Below are 16,510 nucleotides of genomic sequence, written 5' to 3' on the forward strand. Positions count from 1 at the left end.
CGACGCCGGGTGACGTCGCGTATCGCGTCGCTCCCATCGATGTGCCACGGTCAAGGCCCTTTCGCGAGCGGGAGGGCCCTCTCGCACACCTTCCTGGACACTCCGAGCCGCCGAGTCGCGCGCCCGGGTGTCCATCGAGCACCGTTCGCCATCCGGGACGTGACACGGGACAGGAAGGGTCACCACCCACCGGGTGCCACGGTGGATGACCGGCGTGCCGCGCTCCTCACGCTTCCCGAGCGTCGGGGAACGAGTCAGCAGTCAGTCGGCGGGCGCGTACGTGCGTTCTCCACGGCGATAGGAGATCTCGCCCAGGAGGATGTCGACGGCGAGGAACACTGCCAGTGGGATACCGAGAAGCGGCACGAAGTAGCCCACCACCGCAACACCGGCCATCAGCGGCACGAGTACATGGGGCGGGACCTTCTGCCAAGCGCCACGCGGCAGGGGACGGCCGAAGGCAGAGCCGCGGCCGCGCCGCCACCACATCCGGTAGCCGAGAAGGATCAGCACGATCACACCGGCGGCGAGGGCGGCCAGAAGCAACTGGTTGACCAGGCCGAACAGGATTCCTGTGTGCGCGTCGATGCCCCAGCGGGACAGCTTTGCGAGCAGCGGGTAGTCGGCGAACCGCACCACGTCGGTCACCTCGCCGGTGGCCGGGTCGACGGCGACCGCGTCCTGCTTCTCGGGCCAACTGCGCTGGATCTGGCTCACGACGTAGGCGGAGGAGGCGTCGACCGGCGGCACGATCTCCACCGGATTCGAAAGCCGCTCGCCGCGAGCGGCATCCAGGACGGCGTCCAGGCCGACGTCCTTGTCCGGCGTGCCGCCGGACCCGCCCGACTGCATGTGCTCGGCATGTTCGCCTCCGGACGCGATGCCAGCAGAGACGGTCGGCGTCGTCTGGTTGATGGCCGCGCGCAGGTCGGACACGTTCTCGCCGGCGTACGTCGACCAGGTCAGACCTGTGGCGGAAAGGAAGAACAGCCCGGTCGCCGCCCATGCCCCCACGGTGCCGTGCAGGGAGAGCGTGCGCCTGCGTCCACTCGTGCCGCGCACCTTGCGGCGGGCCCTACGCCTTCCGAACCACAGGAAGAGGCCGCCTCCGGCTATCACCCACAGCCAGCTCGCGGCGAGTTCGCTGTAGAGGCGGCCGGTCTCGCCCAGGTGGAGATCACGGTGGAACTCGTCGATCCAGGTACGCAGCGGCAGCGCGCCCGTCGAGCCGTACTGCTCCAGTGCCCCCGCGAGTTCGCCGGAGTACGGGTCCACGAACACCGCGAGCGTGTGGCCCTCGGCCACGCCCTGCACGCCGGACAGGAGAACTCGTGTCGTCGCACCGTGTTCCGGAGAGGGGCGGATCGCACTGATCCTCCCCTCCGGATGTGCCTGGCGGGCTGCTGCCACCTGCTGCGAGATCGGCAGCTCGCTCTTCCCCACAGGAACACGGAGTTCATCCGCGTACACGATCTTCTCGGCCTGGTAGGAACCGGCGTAGAGGAGACCCGTCGCGGCCGCGACCAGGAGGAACGGGGCTATCAGCACACCGGCGTAGAAGTGAAGTCTCAACACCAGCGGCCTGAGGGAGGCCCATGCGCCACGGCCTCCCGATCCGCCGGGCGCCCGGGTTTCCTGCTCTTCGGCTGAAGCACGGACTGCTGGTTCGACGGGCAAGGCTGCTCTCCTGAAGGCGCGGGGCGTGGGCAGACCAAGGTCAGCCGGTCCAGAAGTCGGCTGATACGCAGATTAGTTCCCGCCCCCAGCTGTGGTCTACATCACCAAAAGCGGCAGGAGTACGCAGGAAGGACAGTCCGTGGAATCAGGAGCTGAGGCTCCGTAGATCCGCAGCCAGTGAGCTGATGGCGGTGGGATTGCGCGGGCTTTCGACCAGGTCGACGTAGTCGAGGACGACGATCCGGTCGTTCTTGATGGCGGACACGTTCGCGAGCGGCTCGTAGGACGTGAGGAACCGCCGCTTCTGTTCCGCGGTGGTGTCCCCGTAGTCGTTGATCACGATGACTTCGGGGTCGCGGGCGACGACCGTCTCCCAGCCCACGGCGGTCCAACTGTCCTCGAGGTCCTTCATGATGTGGTCGCCGCCGGCCTTGGTGATGATGTCGTGGGGCCCGGCGTAGGCGCCGGACGTGAACGGCTTGTCCTGCCCGCTGTCGTAGAGGAACACCCGCGGCCTGTCATCGCCCTTCAGAGCCTTCGCCTGCGCTTCGGCCACCTGCGCGCGGAACGAGGTGATGAGGGTTTCGGCCCTGTCCTCGACGTCGAACACCTTGCCCAGGTTCCGTAGATCCGTGTACAGGGCGTCGAGCGGTGCCATCACCCCGCGGGCTTTGCCCCGTCCGTTGCGGCACGACTCGCTGAGCAGATACGAGTCGATGCCCACACGCTGCAGCGCGGCAGGTGTGAAGCCTTCGCCCTCGTTGAATCCGTAGTTCCAGCCCGCGAAGACCAGATCGGCGCCGGCGTCCAGGACCAGCTCCTTGTTGATCCGCTCCTTCGAGAGCCACACGGTCTTCCGGTAGCCGTCCTTCCAGGGCACCGTCGTGGGGTCGCCCTTGTCGTCAGGCATGACGTATCCCGCCATGTGGTTCTCGAGGCCGAGGGCGAACATGATCTCGGTGATGCCGACGTCGTTGGTGACCACGCGCTGTGGGGCCTTCGCGTACGTCTTCTTCTCGCCGCAGTTCTCGACAGTGACCGGGTAGTGGCGGTCGGACGCTCGAGCGCCGTTCCCCTCTTCTCCCTCCGAGGCGACGTCCGCCCCACAGCCGGTGAGGACGAACGCCAGGGCGAGGGCGGCGGGCCGTGCGAGATTCGGCATGGCGGTGACTCCTTCTGAGGGCGGGGCCGTGGGCAGGCGGACTACTGAGAGGGGAGGCGGTCGAAGAGCAGGTGGACCGCGCCTGTTTCGGGGTGGGCAACGCGATGCGCCCGGACGCCGAAGACCTCGGCCAGCAGCACGGGCGTGAGGGCGTCGTGGGGTGCGCCGGAGGCGACGATCCGTCCGCCGTCGATGACGTGGATGACGTCACAGTGGAGCGCGGCGAGGTTGAGGTCGTGCAGCGCGGTGAGCACGGTCAGCCCGCTGGCGCGTACCAGGGCCAGGACTTCCAGTTGCTGGGCGATGTCCAGGTGGTTGGTGGGTTCGTCCAGCACCAGCACCTGCGGCTGCTGCGCGAGTGCGCGGGCGATCAGGACGCGCTGCTTCTCGCCGCCGGAGAGCGTGAGGAATCCGCGGTCGGCCAGATGGCCGGCGCCGACTCCTTTCAGCGCGGCGCCACATGTCCGGCGGTCCTCGTCGGTCGTTCGGGCCACCGGCCGCTGGTGCGGCAGTCTGCCCATGGCCACGACCTCGGCAACGGTGAAGTCGAACTCCGCCGCCACCTCCTGCGGAAGGGCAGCGAGGCGACGTGCGCTTTCGCGCGTGCTCATGGACAGCAGGTCGTCACCGCCGAGACGGATCGCGCCGGCCGTGGGACGCAGAGCCCGGTAGACGCACCGCAACAGGGTGGACTTACCACTGCCGTTGGGCCCGACGAGCCCCACTACCTGCCCGCTTCCCGCGCGCAGTGTGACGTCCTCCACCAGCTTCGTACGAGCGATCTCCACGGTGAGTGCGTCGATGTCGACCCGCATCACACACCTCCGAAGGTGTAGGTACGGCGGCGCATGAGCAGGACGAAGCACGGCACACCGATCGCGGCCGTCAGCACGCCAAGGGGCAGTTCGGCGGGCGCGAGCACCACGCGCGACAGGATGTCCACCCAGATCAGCAGCACGGCGCCGGCCAGGGGGGCGACGGTCAGCAGACGACGATGGTCCGCCCCGACCAGCATCCGTGCGGCGTGCGGAACCATCAGGCCCACGAAGCCGATCGCCCCGCTGACCGCGACCACTGCTCCGGTGACGGCGGCGCTGGTGAGGAAGAGTTCCTTGCGCAGCCGCCCGGGGTCCACCCCGAGCGCGGCGGCGGTCTCGTCGCCCATCGCCAGGGCGTTCAGACGCCGGGCCGACCAGCCGAGGTGGACGAGTCCCCCCAGCACGGCGCCGGCGGCGATCGGCACGGAGGACCAGTTCGCCCCGCCCAGGCTGCCGAGCAGCCACATCATCGCGGACCGAGCGGCTTCACCGTGCTCGGCGGCGAACACCATGAACGTGGTCACGGCCGAGAAGCCGTAGTACATCGCGGTCCCGGTCAGCACGAGCCTGAGCGGTGTCAGCCCCCGGGGGGTTCTGGCCACCGCGTACACCAGCACCATGGCCGCGAGCGCGGAGAGGAACGCCGCCGTGGACAGGGCCCAGATTCCGAGCGCGCCGAACACGCCGAAGATGAGCACGGCATTGGCGCCGACGGCCGCACCCGAGGAGATACCGAGGACGAACGGATCCGCGAGCGCGTTGCGGACCATGGCCTGCACGGCGACGCCGACGGCCGCCAGACCGGCGCCGACGACCGCGGCCAGCACGGCGCGTGGGAAGCGGAGTTCCCACACGATGGTGTACGAGGAGACCTCGCCCGGGGCTATGGGTCCACCGGTCAGCCCCGCCCACAGGTAATGCAGCGCCTCGCTCCACGAGATGCCCGACGCTCCGATGCCCGACCCGCACGCGAGGGAGACCGGGAGCGCGACGCACAGGCCGGCCACGAGCAGAGGCAACGACACGCGCTCGGGTAGTGGTGGGGGCCCGCCGCTCATGCGGCGGCGCAGCAGGGCGGGCAGGCGGTCGCTGAGCGTGGCCACAGACGGTTCACTTTCGCCTCGGGCCGTGCACCCACGTAATCCAAGGAGCGGCTCCGGGCGCCAGGCGCCATGCGCAGCACCTCTCGCAGTCCACGGCGATCGACAGGAGCTTCACCACCGCAGGTAATCGGGCTTACGGACCCCTGTAGGAGGGCTCCGCCTACCGTTGCGGGTCAGCGCCGGACTTCGACCGGACTTCCCCCACGAGGCGCTTGCAGCTTAACGCCTGTTCCACGCCTCCCCGCCTGGAATCGGCGCACGCTCGCGTGACCCGGCCGTCGTTGCCGAGGCTCAGGTCACCCGGGACGACCTTCTGCCGCCACCTTCCGAACGAGGAACACCGTGTGCTCGCTCACGTCGCGCCACGCGACCAGCCAGGCCTGGGTGCTGTTCGGTGATCGGGACTGGCGCAGGGGCTGCTGCACGATGAGGTGACTGGAAGGATGTTGATGTTCCTGTTCCTTGCGTAGATCGCGAAGGATTTCGGCGTCCATGAGATGACGCTGTCGAAGTGGCCCGCGGTGGGCGTCGAACAGCACGTTCGCGCATGACCCGGAGTTCGGCTACCGCATTACGACCTCGTCCGGGGCTCGCAGTGAACGCGCTGGACAACGCGGTCGCACGCCGGGGCGGCGTGGCCGGCTGCATCGCCCATTCCGACCCGCGGATCGCCATTCAGGTCACGAAGTCCGTCCACGCCCCTGAACCGTCACGGCCGGACCGGATCGATGGGCCCTCACTGTCACCTGTCCGCGCAGCAGTCCCTGCACACCAAATCCCAGGGGTTGTTTGCTTTCTGGTGTCTGGGCCTGGGATGCGAAATTACTGGGGCGGTGATGTCCTGGAAGAGCGAGGCATCAAGGAGTGATAACTGCACTCCCGCGAGTTCGCGCGTGTGTGGCACCGAGCGGTCTGCGTCAAGGTCCTGCCCGCTCTCACAAGCTCGTGATGAAGGCGTCGGGCCCCGGTCGCTGAAGTAGGGCCTAGCCGGCCAGGCCCTACGTGTATGCCCTACGCATGAAAGAAGGAAAATGATGTCACCGATGACGTGGACGTTTCGCCCTCGGCCATGGGGCTCATGGTGACCACCATGTCTGCTGAGGAAATGGAACTGCAGTGCTTCGTCACTGACGCACGTACATATCCGGAGAATTACCCGCCTCACGGGAACTCCGCAGGCGCTACCATGCCGCCCGGTGTCCCAGATTTCGCGCTATCTGGATCGCTGAGCCAGATAGCGCGCGCCCACAGCAACTTCCTGAAAGACCAGGACAAGAACTGGGTTGTTGACGATCTCAACATGCACCGCGGTCCTGGCGGGGCACTGGTTTGGGAGGTCGGACAACCGATTGAGCAGGCGGGGTTCCACACCTGGCGGTCGGAAAACGTAGCCGTGGGATTCGACACCGCCGAGAAAGTCGTGCGTTTCTGGATGCAGGATGATGAGGCGTGGAGTTGGGGGCATCGCAATGCCATCCTGTTTGATGACTGGTATACACCGGACGACACCCGCGAGGCCGGCTTTGGCTATGCGCAAGGTGGCCCATGGACCCACTACTGGACGCTGGACATGGGCAGGAGAACCGGGCCGTTCTGATGCGGTCGGGCCGGCGGAGTCTTGTTGGCGGTGAGGCGTCTCGGCGTCGAGCTGCGGCGGACCACCAGTGAGGGGACGCCGTCGCGGCGCAGCCCGGGTCCGGCGAGGAACAGCTCGTGGGAGAGCCCGACGTCACTTCTGTCGTCCGATTGACGAGCCGACACGCGGCATGCCGAGACGAGTTCGCCTGAGCCGCTGGGTGAGGTTGTGCATCGTCGTGAGCTTGCATTCCGCGGCGGCGAGTGGCGGTGCGAGCGCTCATACCTCGCGTCCTGTGCCGGCGGAGCTCCAGTGCGGGGTGAGGCCGGCGGTCACCGCATCGAGGCCTCGGAGCGGGCGGAGCCTGCGGCGGTGCGGCACGCGGAGCGGCGAGTGACGGCGCGGGGCCGAGGAGCGGTGCCGGCTGCGAGATACGCGGGGGACGCTGCCCGTGGCACCCGGATAGGTTCGCCCCGTGATCGCCACTTCAGCCCGGCTGGTGCGGATGATGTCACTGCTGTCGAGCAGGCCGACCTGGTCCAACGCGGAGCTGGCACGGCACCTCGACGTCACCGAGCGTACGGTGCACAGGGACATCGAACGGCTGCGTGAGCTCGGCTACGGCGTGGAGTCGGTACCGGGGCCGGGTGGCGGTTACCGCTTCGGTGCGGGCAACCGCATGCCTCCGCTGAACCTGGACGACGACGAGGTGTTCGCCGTGGCCGTGGCGCTCAAGGAAGCGTCACACGGGGCGGCACTCGCCGACCCGGCAGCGCTGTCGGCCCTGTTGAAACTGCGGCAGATCCTGCCCGCCCGCATGGCCAGGCGCCTGGCGAGTCCGGACGCCACTGTCGAACACACCCCGCGCTCCGAGACTCCTCAGGCGTCCGCGGACGTGCTGTTGCTGCTGGCCTCCGTCTGTCGGGTGTCCGAGCGCACCACACTCACGTACCAGGACATGCATGGCGCCACCACAGTCAGGCGCGTCGATCCGTACCGTCTCGTGTACACCGGCGGACCAGCGGGCGCGGCTCGCGATCGACTACATCGTGCACCGCCGTAAGGCCAACGGTGGCCGGACGGGCAAGACCTACGCACTCACCACCCGCACCCTCGCGCCGGATGAACAGATACAGGTGACGCGGGAGCACTCCTTCAGGCCGATCACGACGCGCCGCTACCACCCAGGACTGCACGCGATCTCCCTGCAGATCAACGGAGTCGAGTCCGACCGGGCCGACTTCGAACTGGCTGCCGCGGACACACCCTGCCGAGGGACACAGGAAGCGGCCTCAGGAACCGAGATATGAGCCCTGGTGAACGCCGATACGGAAGCGAAGGGCTCGCGGGCTCATCGTCGGAGAAGACCTCGGTATCGGCGGCGACGAACGTCACCCGACCCGTCCGCCGACAGACCCGAGCACCGCACGAGCAGACAGGGCAAGACCGTCCACGTCCACCTCTGGCGTGGTGGACGAACCCGAGAACCTCCCCGAAGGGAAAGCCGCATGAGGGCACTGAAGGTCCGCGCCCAGTACGAGCAGATCGAAGAGCGCGTACTGGGCAGGACGTGGACACTGCCGGAGCTCGCGGTCGGCTTCACCGACGACGCGGCCTGTGCCGGGCGCCTGGTGCTCGCCGCCGAGCACACACGGGGCATCGACGGTGACGTGGATGCCGAGTTGCGGCACAAACTGGCCGAGTGCCTGTGGTGGGTCTTCGTGCTCGGCGAACGGCTGGATGTCGACATGCCGGAGGCCCACGCGGCCACGATGGACCGGATCGGTGCCGGTCTGCAGCAGACACTGCGCGGCATGGGCGCCTGAGGGCCGGAGCTCGTCCCCAAAAAAGTAACTGTGTCTGTTACATTTACGCCAAGGGTTGTCGTGCGGCTGATCGGCCTCCTCGGAGGTGGGTGCGGTCCGCCTGAAGCCTGCGGTTGTAGCCGTAACGGAAGACGTTTCTGCGAGGAGGATGGGCAATGGGACAGCTTGACGGGAAGACAGCCCTGGTCACGGGTGGTACCGCCGGTATCGGTCTGGGGGTGGCCAAGCGTTTCGTGCGTGAGGGCGCCACCGTCTACATCACAGGGCGGCGTAAGCAGGAACTCGACGCCGCACTGGAAGCGATCGGCACCGGTGCCGTCGGTGTGCAGAGCGACGTCTCGAAGCTGACGGACCTCGACGCCCTGTTCACGATCATCAAGGAACGCAGTGGACGGCTCGACGTTCTGTTCGCGAACGCGGGGGTGGCCTCTCTCGCGGCTCTCGCGGACGTCACCGAGGAGGAGTACGAGCGGACGTTCGACATCAATGTGAAGGGGATGTTCTTCACCATGCAGAAGGCCCTCCCCCTGCTCCCCGATGGCGCAACGGTCATCCTCACGTCTTCGGTCAACGCGTCCCAGGGGATTCCCTCGATGAGCGTGTACAACGCCACCAAGGCGGCCGCCCGCAACTTCGCACGATCGTGGGCGGCCGAGTTGGCGGGACGAGGGATTCGGGTCAACTCCATCAGTCCCGGCCCGATCGAAACCCCAGGTCTTCTCGGCCTCGCAGGCGACGATGTCGATGCGAGGCGCGAACTCAAGGAGAACTTCGCCCGCTCCATCCCTCTCGGGCGCACGGGGAACGTCGATGAAGTGGCCTCGGCCGCGGTCTTCCTCGCCTCCGATCAGAGCTCCTTCACCACGGGCGCTGAACTCTTCGTGGACGGTGGTCTGGCCCAGGTCTGAGGGCTGTCCCGCCAGGTATTGCGGGAGCCCTCAGGGAGTGGGTGATCTGACAGGGACGCTCTGCCGGTGGAACGCGCCGCGGCGGGGCGTCCCTGCTGCTTCCAGCGGGGCGCGCGGGTCCGCGCGGCCCGGTGGCGTGCGGGGCAGCCGTCCGCCGGCGGCGACGAACCGGAGACTCCTGCTGAAGTCGATATGGTTACACTTCGGGTGCCGGTGTTGCGGGGGATGCCGCCTGTCGCTTCAAGGGGCGGGCAGGGAGGAGATGCGTACGTGAGTGCGAACAGCCGTATGAGTTTGGCCGTGCACATCCTGACCTGGCTGGCGTACGACCGGCGGGGGACCGATAACGAGGTCGCGACGTCGCAGCGCATCGCGGGCAGTGTGGATACGAATCCAGTCGTCATCCGGCGATGCCTCGGGCAGCTGAAGGACGCCGGACTGGTGACGGTCATCCGCGGCCGCGGTGGCGGATGGAGTCTGGCCCGGGCCGCGGCGGACATCACGCTTCTGGACGTCTACCGATCGCTTCCCGACGAGCCGGTCTTTGGAATGCACGCGTCGACACCTGACGCGGGGTGTGACGTCGGCGCCGGAATCCAGTCCGCGCTTGCGGACGTCTACCAGGAAGCGACCGACGCCCTGTGCCGGTCCCTGCGGGAGACCACCGTTGCCGACATGCTGTGTAAGACGATGGCGGCGCACGCCGCGACCGCTCGCGCCCACTGACCGGATCGCCCAAAGTCCTTCCTGGGGACTGCCCGCGCGTGACCGACTGATCGCGGCTGGCGTTCGAGGTGTGCCGCTGAAGGCCTCGGACTCCGTCCCGTCTGCTCCTGTCAGGGCCTGGCGCACTCCACCGACCGACGACGCCCTTCATGCGCGCCGAGTGGCGCCCGCTCCGGCGGGTTGGCCGGAGCGTCCTCGGTGGCGGTCACGAGCAGGTCCCGTAGCGGGCCGCACCAGCGCTCGGCTTAGGCTGCTGCCGTTGGCCAAGGCATCACACTGGGGGGACAGGGCTGATGAGTCATTCGACGGAGGGCTTCCTACCACTTCAGGCCGGCGACCCGCCCGTGGTGGCGGGCTATCGGCTCGCCGCGCGGCTGGGCGCCGGTGGCATGGGCCGAGTGTATCTGTCGCACACTCAGGGCGGCCGTCCCGTGGCGATCAAGGTCGTGCGGCCGGAGCTGGCTGACGATCCGGTCTTCCGGCGGCGGTTCGGCCGGGAGATCAAGGCGGCCCGTAAGGTCCGGGGGGCGTACACAGCCGAGCTGATCGATGCCGACGCGGACGGCCTGCCACCGTGGTCGGCCACGCTGTATGTGCCGGGCCCGTCGCTGACGGAGGCGGTGACCCGGAACGGGCCGCTGCCGGTGCCCGCGGTGCTGTGGCTGATGGCCGGGGTGGCCGAGGCGTTGCAGGCCATCCATGCCGAGGGCATCGTGCACCGGGACCTCAAACCGTCGAACGTGCTGCTGGCCACGGACGGTCCCCGGGTGATCGACTTCGGTATCGCTCTGGCCGCCGACGGGACCTCGTACACGGCGACGGGCGGCACGATCGGCACGCCGTCCTTCATGGCCCCGGAGCAGGCGTCCGGGGGCGAGATCACGGCGGCGACCGATGTCTTCGCGCTCGGCCTGACGGCGGCGTTCGCGGCGCTGGGCAGGCCACTCTACGGCGATGGGTCCGCCGTCAACGTGCTGTACCGGATCGTGCACTCCGAACCCGACCTGTCCCTGCTGCCCCAGTCCCTGCGCCCGCTGTTCGCCCGGTGCCTGGCCGCCGACCCGGCGGAGCGGGCCACGCCGGAGGAGGTCGTGGAGTGGTGCCGGCATCGGCTGGGGCCGGACGCCGACGCGGGTGGGGGACCTGCGGTATGGCGGGAGGTCACCGGGCCGGAGGTCGTGGTGCCGGCGCCGATACCCGAGCCGACCCCGGCCTACCCGCAGCCGCCGGTGCCCGCACCCGCTCCGGCGTATCCGCAGCCGGGGTGGCCGCAACCGACGCCGGAACGACGCAAGGCCCGCAAGCGGCGCACTGCGCTGATCGCGGCGGCCGGTGTGACAGGAGGCGCGCTGCTGGTGGTGGCTTTGGCGTGGTCGCTCATGGATGCGATGAACCGGCTCGGCGACCGGGACGCGGCCGGCTCCGAATCGTCCGCCACCGGGCCTGGCGCACGGCCGTCGTCGGCATCCGTACCGGGATCGTCGTCCGGCCCCTCCTCGGATGCTTCGGATTCATCGGCCGCCGGGTCCGGCAACGGTGCGTCCGGGCCGGCTGCGACCGAATCCGCCTCGCCCCAGGAGCCGCGCCCGGAGGGTTTCACCCTGGTGGATCTCCACGCGAAGAACTCGCTGAGCCTCAAGAGCTCCGAGCCGGAGCTGACGAGCCGCAAGGGTGACATCCGCTTCAGTTGCGAGTCGAGCGGCTGCGAACTGAAGGGCGACCGCACGGTGTTCGTCCAGATATTCGGAGGCCATGGCACCACGCTCGACGAGTGTCGTCTCATGCTCAGGAGTGCCAGATACCACAGTTGGTCGCTGGCCGCGGCGGCAGCCGGCACCGAGATCTGCATGAAGGACGCCGAGGGCAACATCGGGCTGTACGTGATCCAGACGAAGTCCACCGCCATACCGGAACTCGCCTTTCTCCAGGGAGACCTGACTGTCTGGCGGGACGCGGCCTGATACTCCGGTGCGACTTCGTGAACCAGTGACCTGAGTCGGAGACTCGTTGGCAGGAGGCGGCGTTGTCGTCGAGGATTTCGCCGATGGTCTTGGTGTGGGCGAAGGGGCGGCTGGCGAAGGGCCGGGGGCTGTCGTTCCAGCTGGCGATCGGGCCCCGTGGAGTGTCGCGCGAGGGCTTGGCCGGAGCGGTGGACACGCCTCCTGTCGATCGAGGGCCTCCTGGGTGAGCTCGGCGAACCACCGCTCCACCCGTTCAGCTGCCCTCATGCGACGCCAGCCAGTCCGCGTAGCGCGTGGGGGCGATCGAGGCGTCGGCCTTGCCCGTGAGGACGTCTCCGCGAACGGCGGCGAACATGCCCGCGGTGTCGTCCGTGATGACGGAACGGCTCTCCGACCGGGCCGTGAGCGTGATTCCGCCGAGTTCGTCGAGCGGGAAGACCTCGGGTCCCGCGATGTTGTGGATCCCCTGCAGGGGAGGCCCGGCGGCAACTCCGGAGACCGCGTCGGCGACGTCCTGGGCGGCGATCGGCTGGATCGGGGTGGCGGGCAGCTGGACGGTGTCACCGTCGGACGTCCAGCTCAGGATCGCGTCGACGAACTCCATGACCTGTGTGGCACGGACCGGACGGACGGACGACGGACGGACGATGGAGTACGGGATCGGTCCCGCTGCGAGGATCTCTTCCTGGAGAGCCTTGGCGCGGTAGTAGTCGAGCTCGGGCACCTGGTCCACGCCGACGATGGACAGCACGACGAAGTGGCGCACCGCGGCTTTCCGGCCGGCGTCCAGCAGATGGCCCGTCGACTGCCGGAAGAAGGCCGGTGCCGCCTTGTCGAAGGTCGGGGAGTTCGTCAGGTGACGTCGGCGCCGGCGACGGCCTTCTCCAGGCCCTCGCCTGTGACGACGTCCGCGCCCGTCGACTTCGAGTGCGGTGTTGCCTCGTGGCCATCGGCGTCGAGTTTCCTGACGACCTTCGATCCGATCAGTCCCGTGCCGCCGAGCACCGCGATTTTCACGCCAGACCCTTCCACCGGAGGATGCCCTCGGCCCCGTTGCAACTCACCGATCCACTGAAGCACGCTCTCCTCCGGACCGCACATGCTCCGCCTCCCCTGCGACGGCGGCAGCCGCCGACTCGCGTGCCGCCGCCGACTCGCGTGCCGTGCGCAGCGGTGACTGGGTCCATTCGGCGAACCACCAGACGCCGGCCACCACGCATGACCACAGGAGCCCGCCCAGGACTGCACGCGGCCAGGGCGCATGCTCCGCCCACCGCTCCACGGCGGTCAGGGCCACCCAGCCGCTGAGCAGCACGGTCATCACTCGTACACGCCTGTATCCGAACATCCAGGCCCCGTACCCGGTCGGTGAGGGATTACGCAGCGTGATCCCGACGGAATACGCCAGTTTTCCTGGCGCGCCGCCGGTGAGAGGGCTACCGGGTGTGCGGGTCGGCGTTCGGCACGTCTGCAGAGACCGCACGTCTGTGTGGTGCGGTCTCTGCCCGTGGAACGGGGGTTGTCGCCGACGGCGGGAACGGGTGGGATGATCTCCATGAAGAAAGCGCTTTCACCGCTCCACGCCGAACCCCTGGCACCCTTCGATCACCTCGATCACCGCTACCGCGGCGAGAACCCGGTCCGTACCCTCGGCCATCTCTTCCGCCCCGACCGTGGACGGCTGGCCCTGGCGGTCGCCATCTTCGTCGTGAAGCACAGCCCCATCTGGCTGCTGCCACTGATCACCGCCACCGTCCTCGACGTGGTCGTCCAGCACGGCCCTGAGTCGGGAATCTGGAAGGCGAGCGGCGTTCTGCTGTTCATCCTCGTGATCAACTACCCGCTCCACCAGTGGTACGTACGGTGCCTCGCCGGCAGCATCCGGCGCATGGGTACGACTCTGCGCTCGGCCCTCTGCCGCCGGATGCAGCAACTGTCCATCGGATACCACTCACGTGTGAGTTCGAGCGTGCTGCAGGCCAAGGTGGTCCGCGACGTCGAAGCCGTGGAGCAAATGGTTCAGCAGAGCTCCGACATGGGTCTCGGCGCCGTCGTCACGCTGGTCGGCGGGCTCGTCGTCATCGGCGTGCGTGTGCCCGAGTTCCTGCCCGTCTTCCTCGTCGTGGTGCCCGCCTCCGGCTTCCTCGTGATGAAACTGCGTGGACGGCTGCGCAGTCACAACGAGTCCTTCCGCCGGGAGGTCGAGCAACTCTCCTCCCGTGTCGGTGAGATGACCACACTCATTCCCATCACCCGCGCCCACGGGCTGGAGCGGACCGCGCTCGGCCGGGTCGACGGGTCGCTGCGCCAGGTGTTCGCGGCAGGGATGCGCCTGGACATGCTGAACGGCCGCTTCGGTTCGCTGGCCTGGGTCATCCTCAACACGCTCGGCGTTCTGTGCCTGACGGGCTCCGCCCTGGTGGCGTACCACGGGTGGATGGACATCACCCCGGGTGACGTGGTGATGCTGAGCTCCTTCTTCACCGTGCTGACGGGTTCCGTGACGACACTGCTGGGCCTGGCCCCGATCCTCACCAAGGGGCTGGAGTCGGTGCGTTCGGCGGGTGAGGTGCTGCAGGCGCCCGATCTGGAGAACAACGCGGGCAAGGAGCGTGTCGAGAGTGTCGTCGGCCGCATCGACTTCCAGGACGTCGGATTCGCCTACGAGGACGGGGAGTCGGCGGTCGACGGCTTCACCCTGTCCGCGCGGCCGGGGGAGACCATCGCGCTCGTCGGGGCCTCGGGGGCGGGGAAGTCCACCGTGCTCAACCTGCTCATCGGGTTCATCCGGCCCACCGCGGGCCGCATCCTGCTCGACGGGACCGACATGGCCGGGCTCGACCTCCGGACCTACCGGCGCTTCCTGTCGGTGGTGCCCCAGGAGTCGATCCTCTTCGAGGGCAGCATCCGCGACAACGTCACGTATGGCATGGGGGACACGGACGAGGAGACGCTGATGCGCGCCCTCCGGGACGCCAACGCGCTGGAATTCGTGAACGGCCTGCCCCGTGGCCTGGACACGGTCATCGGGGAGCGTGGCGCGCAGTTGTCGGGCGGTCAGAAGCAACGTCTCGCCATCGCACGGGCGTTGATACGTGATCCGAGAGTGCTGGTGCTCGACGAGGCCACCTCCGCGCTCGACAACCGTTCCGAGGCCCTCGTGCAGGAGGCGCTCACCCGGCTCGTGCACGGACGGACCGTCTTCGTCGTCGCCCACCGGCTCTCCACGATCCAGGGTGCCGACCGCATCGTGGCCATGGAGGGCGGAAGGATCGCAGAAGTCGGCACCCACGAGGAGCTGTTGCGTACGGGCGGTGTGTACGCGGGGCTTCAGCCCGCCCACCCGAGGTGACGCGGATGCGGCCGGCCGGGGCGCCCTGACGGAACGGACTCACGCGTACGGACCGGAGAGCGGCGCCCGGTGGGCCGGCTGTCCGGTCCGCCACGCCGGGGGAGTCGCGGAGGAGTGTGGAGCCGGGCCGGCGCTCAGTGCTCGGTGGAGCCGGGCTCCGGCCGGGCCCTCGCCGTGGAACCTCGCCAGAGCACCTGCGTCACCCGGGTGGTCGGCTCGTTCGCACCGGCGCCCTGCAGTACGGAGATCAGCCGGTTCATGGCCCGCCGTCCAAGGGCCTCGAAGTCGATGTCGACGGTCGTCAGCGTGGGCGGGAGCCACGCCCCCACCGGATTGTTGTCCCAGCCCGTGACACTCAGGTCCTCCGGAACCCGCCATCCGCGCTCGGTCGCCCCGTGGATCACCCCTGCGGCCAGTACGTCGTTGGCGGCGATCACCGCGGTGACCTCCGTGCCGGCCGGCAGGTCCAGGACGGCTTGCCGCGCCGACTCCGGAGCCCAGTCGCAGGCCGCGACCCCGGCCGAGCGCAGGCCGAGGCGCTCGATCGTCTCCAGGTAGACCTGTTCACGGCTGCGGGCCGTGGCGTAGGCGCGGTCGCCGGCCACATGCAGGAAGCACCGATGGCCGTCGGCGGCGAGCTTCTCCATGAGTTCGGCGACCGGTGATCCGTCCGCCATTTCTCCCAGCGCGCGCATCTCGCTGTCGTAGTCGGCGGCCACGATGACGGGCACCGCCGGAGCGGCGGGCCGGGCCAGGTCGGGCAGCAGTGGTGTGAGGGACACCAGGCCCTCGAACTGGCCGGAGTCCGCCAGTTCGTTGACACGCTCCGTACGCGGGCCCGCCGCGCGGTCGAGTGTCACCACTTCCAGGTGATACCCGGACGCGTGCGCCGCTGCCGTCGCGCCGGTGAGCATGGGAAGTGAGCTGGCGGCCGACCCGGCCGGCAGGAGCACGGCGAGGCGTCCGGTCCGGTGGGTACGCATGGCCCGTGCCGTGAGGTTCGGCCGGTAGCCGAGCTCGTCGATGGCGGCGCTGATGCGCTCGCGGGTGCCACTCTTCATCCCGGCGCCGTCGAACTGGATGTACCGCGACACCGTCTGATGGGAGACGCCCGCAGCCCGTGCGACCTCGCGCATCGTGGGGCGCCTCCGGCCCTCGGCTTCCGCAGGCACAGCCCGACTCCTCTCACCCCGCAGCCAGGACAGGCCGAGCTTTTGTGATCGTTCACGATCGTAGCCCAGGCGGAAGTCGCTCAGGAGTCAGGTGGGCGGGCACGGTGCGGCACCCCGGCCCGAAAACATGTGCCCGCCCTCTTGACGGAGCAATAGTGAACGATCACGATCGTGGTGAACGTTCACTAAATCGCCCTGGCGGGCGGCCACCGTTCATCGGCCGCCCGTC

At 68.7% G+C, this 16,510-nt stretch carries 15 protein-coding genes, 1 pseudogene and 1 riboswitch; of the genes and pseudogenes, 8 read left to right on the plus strand and 8 right to left on the minus strand.

Annotation, left to right across the window (positions count from 1 at the left end; genetic code table 11):
* Positions 1–261: 261 nt before the first annotated feature.
* The 5 genes from ACFYQ5_RS20095 to ACFYQ5_RS20115 all read right to left on the minus strand — a co-directional run bounded on the left by ACFYQ5_RS20095 (position 262) and on the right by ACFYQ5_RS20115 (position 5,254).
* On the minus strand, positions 262–1,677 hold the full coding sequence (locus ACFYQ5_RS20095) for a PepSY-associated TM helix domain-containing protein (RefSeq protein WP_389199136.1): 1,416 nt from the start codon (positions 1,675–1,677) through the stop codon (positions 262–264).
* 145 nt (positions 1,678–1,822) lie between these two features.
* On the minus strand, positions 1,823–2,839 hold the full coding sequence (locus ACFYQ5_RS20100) for an ABC transporter substrate-binding protein (protein ID WP_389199137.1): 1,017 nt from the start codon (positions 2,837–2,839) through the stop codon (positions 1,823–1,825).
* A gap of 41 nt (positions 2,840–2,880) precedes the next feature.
* The gene (locus tag ACFYQ5_RS20105; RefSeq protein ID WP_389199139.1) at positions 2,881–3,654 is read right to left on the minus strand and encodes an ABC transporter ATP-binding protein; all 774 of its coding nucleotides are present in this window, start codon (positions 3,652–3,654) and stop codon (positions 2,881–2,883) included.
* Positions 3,654–4,760, minus strand: a complete 1,107-nt coding sequence (locus ACFYQ5_RS20110; RefSeq protein ID WP_389199141.1) for a FecCD family ABC transporter permease — start codon at positions 4,758–4,760, stop codon at positions 3,654–3,656. The genes ACFYQ5_RS20105 and ACFYQ5_RS20110 overlap by 1 nt, the downstream gene beginning before the upstream one ends.
* 122 nt (positions 4,761–4,882) lie before the next feature.
* Positions 4,883–4,961, minus strand: a riboswitch (cobalamin riboswitch).
* A gap of 95 nt (positions 4,962–5,056) precedes the next feature.
* A complete protein-coding gene (locus tag ACFYQ5_RS20115; protein ID WP_389199143.1) occupies positions 5,057–5,254 on the minus strand; it encodes a hypothetical protein in 198 nt (65 codons plus the stop codon).
* A gap of 584 nt (positions 5,255–5,838) precedes the next feature.
* Here ACFYQ5_RS20115 and ACFYQ5_RS20120 point away from each other — a divergent pair.
* The 7 genes from ACFYQ5_RS20120 to ACFYQ5_RS20150 all read left to right on the plus strand — a co-directional run bounded on the left by ACFYQ5_RS20120 (position 5,839) and on the right by ACFYQ5_RS20150 (position 11,757).
* Complete coding sequence (locus ACFYQ5_RS20120; RefSeq protein ID WP_389199145.1) at positions 5,839–6,357, plus strand: CAP domain-containing protein; 519 nt, start codon at positions 5,839–5,841, stop codon at positions 6,355–6,357.
* Positions 6,358–6,811: 454 nt separating this feature from the next.
* The gene (locus ACFYQ5_RS20125; protein ID WP_389199147.1) at positions 6,812–7,399 is read left to right on the plus strand and encodes a helix-turn-helix transcriptional regulator; all 588 of its coding nucleotides are present in this window, start codon (positions 6,812–6,814) and stop codon (positions 7,397–7,399) included.
* Positions 7,386–7,646 carry a hypothetical protein gene (locus tag ACFYQ5_RS20130; RefSeq protein ID WP_389199148.1) on the plus strand — a complete coding sequence of 87 codons (261 nt, stop codon included), beginning with the start codon at positions 7,386–7,388 and terminating at the stop codon, positions 7,644–7,646. The genes ACFYQ5_RS20125 and ACFYQ5_RS20130 overlap by 14 nt, the downstream gene beginning before the upstream one ends.
* A gap of 198 nt (positions 7,647–7,844) precedes the next feature.
* Positions 7,845–8,162: a hypothetical protein gene (locus tag ACFYQ5_RS20135; protein WP_389199149.1), complete on the plus strand. Its 318-nt coding sequence runs from the start codon at positions 7,845–7,847 to the stop codon at positions 8,160–8,162.
* Between the two features lie 155 nt (positions 8,163–8,317).
* Positions 8,318–9,070, plus strand: coding sequence for a glucose 1-dehydrogenase (locus tag ACFYQ5_RS20140; protein ID WP_389199151.1), 753 nt, complete (start codon positions 8,318–8,320; stop codon positions 9,068–9,070).
* Positions 9,071–9,340: 270 nt separating this feature from the next.
* On the plus strand, positions 9,341–9,796 hold the full coding sequence (locus ACFYQ5_RS20145; protein ID WP_389199153.1) for an Rrf2 family transcriptional regulator: 456 nt from the start codon (positions 9,341–9,343) through the stop codon (positions 9,794–9,796).
* Between the two features lie 293 nt (positions 9,797–10,089).
* Positions 10,090–11,757 carry a serine/threonine-protein kinase gene (locus ACFYQ5_RS20150; RefSeq protein WP_389199155.1) on the plus strand — a complete coding sequence of 556 codons (1,668 nt, stop codon included), beginning with the start codon at positions 10,090–10,092 and terminating at the stop codon, positions 11,755–11,757.
* A gap of 253 nt (positions 11,758–12,010) precedes the next feature.
* Here the strand turns inward: ACFYQ5_RS20150 and ACFYQ5_RS20155 are convergent.
* Positions 12,011–12,774 (minus strand): annotated as a pseudogene (locus ACFYQ5_RS20155) (SDR family oxidoreductase).
* Positions 12,775–12,817: 43 nt separating this feature from the next.
* Positions 12,818–13,078 (minus strand): hypothetical protein, encoded by a 261-nt coding sequence (locus tag ACFYQ5_RS20160; protein WP_389199157.1) that lies wholly within the window; start codon positions 13,076–13,078, stop codon positions 12,818–12,820.
* A gap of 234 nt (positions 13,079–13,312) precedes the next feature.
* On the opposite strand from ACFYQ5_RS20160, the gene ACFYQ5_RS20165 reads away from it, so the two are divergent.
* Positions 13,313–15,109 carry an ABC transporter ATP-binding protein gene (locus ACFYQ5_RS20165; RefSeq protein ID WP_389199158.1) on the plus strand — a complete coding sequence of 599 codons (1,797 nt, stop codon included), beginning with the start codon at positions 13,313–13,315 and terminating at the stop codon, positions 15,107–15,109.
* A 134-nt stretch (positions 15,110–15,243) separates the two neighbouring features.
* Here ACFYQ5_RS20165 and ACFYQ5_RS20170 read toward each other — a convergent pair whose 3' ends face one another.
* Complete coding sequence (locus tag ACFYQ5_RS20170) at positions 15,244–16,281, minus strand: LacI family DNA-binding transcriptional regulator (protein WP_389199160.1); 1,038 nt, start codon at positions 16,279–16,281, stop codon at positions 15,244–15,246.
* Positions 16,282–16,510: the final 229 nt, after the last annotated feature.

This window comes from Streptomyces sp. NPDC005794 (assembly GCF_042871445.1).
In the GTDB taxonomy this organism is placed as follows: Bacteria; Actinomycetota; Actinomycetes; order Streptomycetales; family Streptomycetaceae; genus Streptomyces.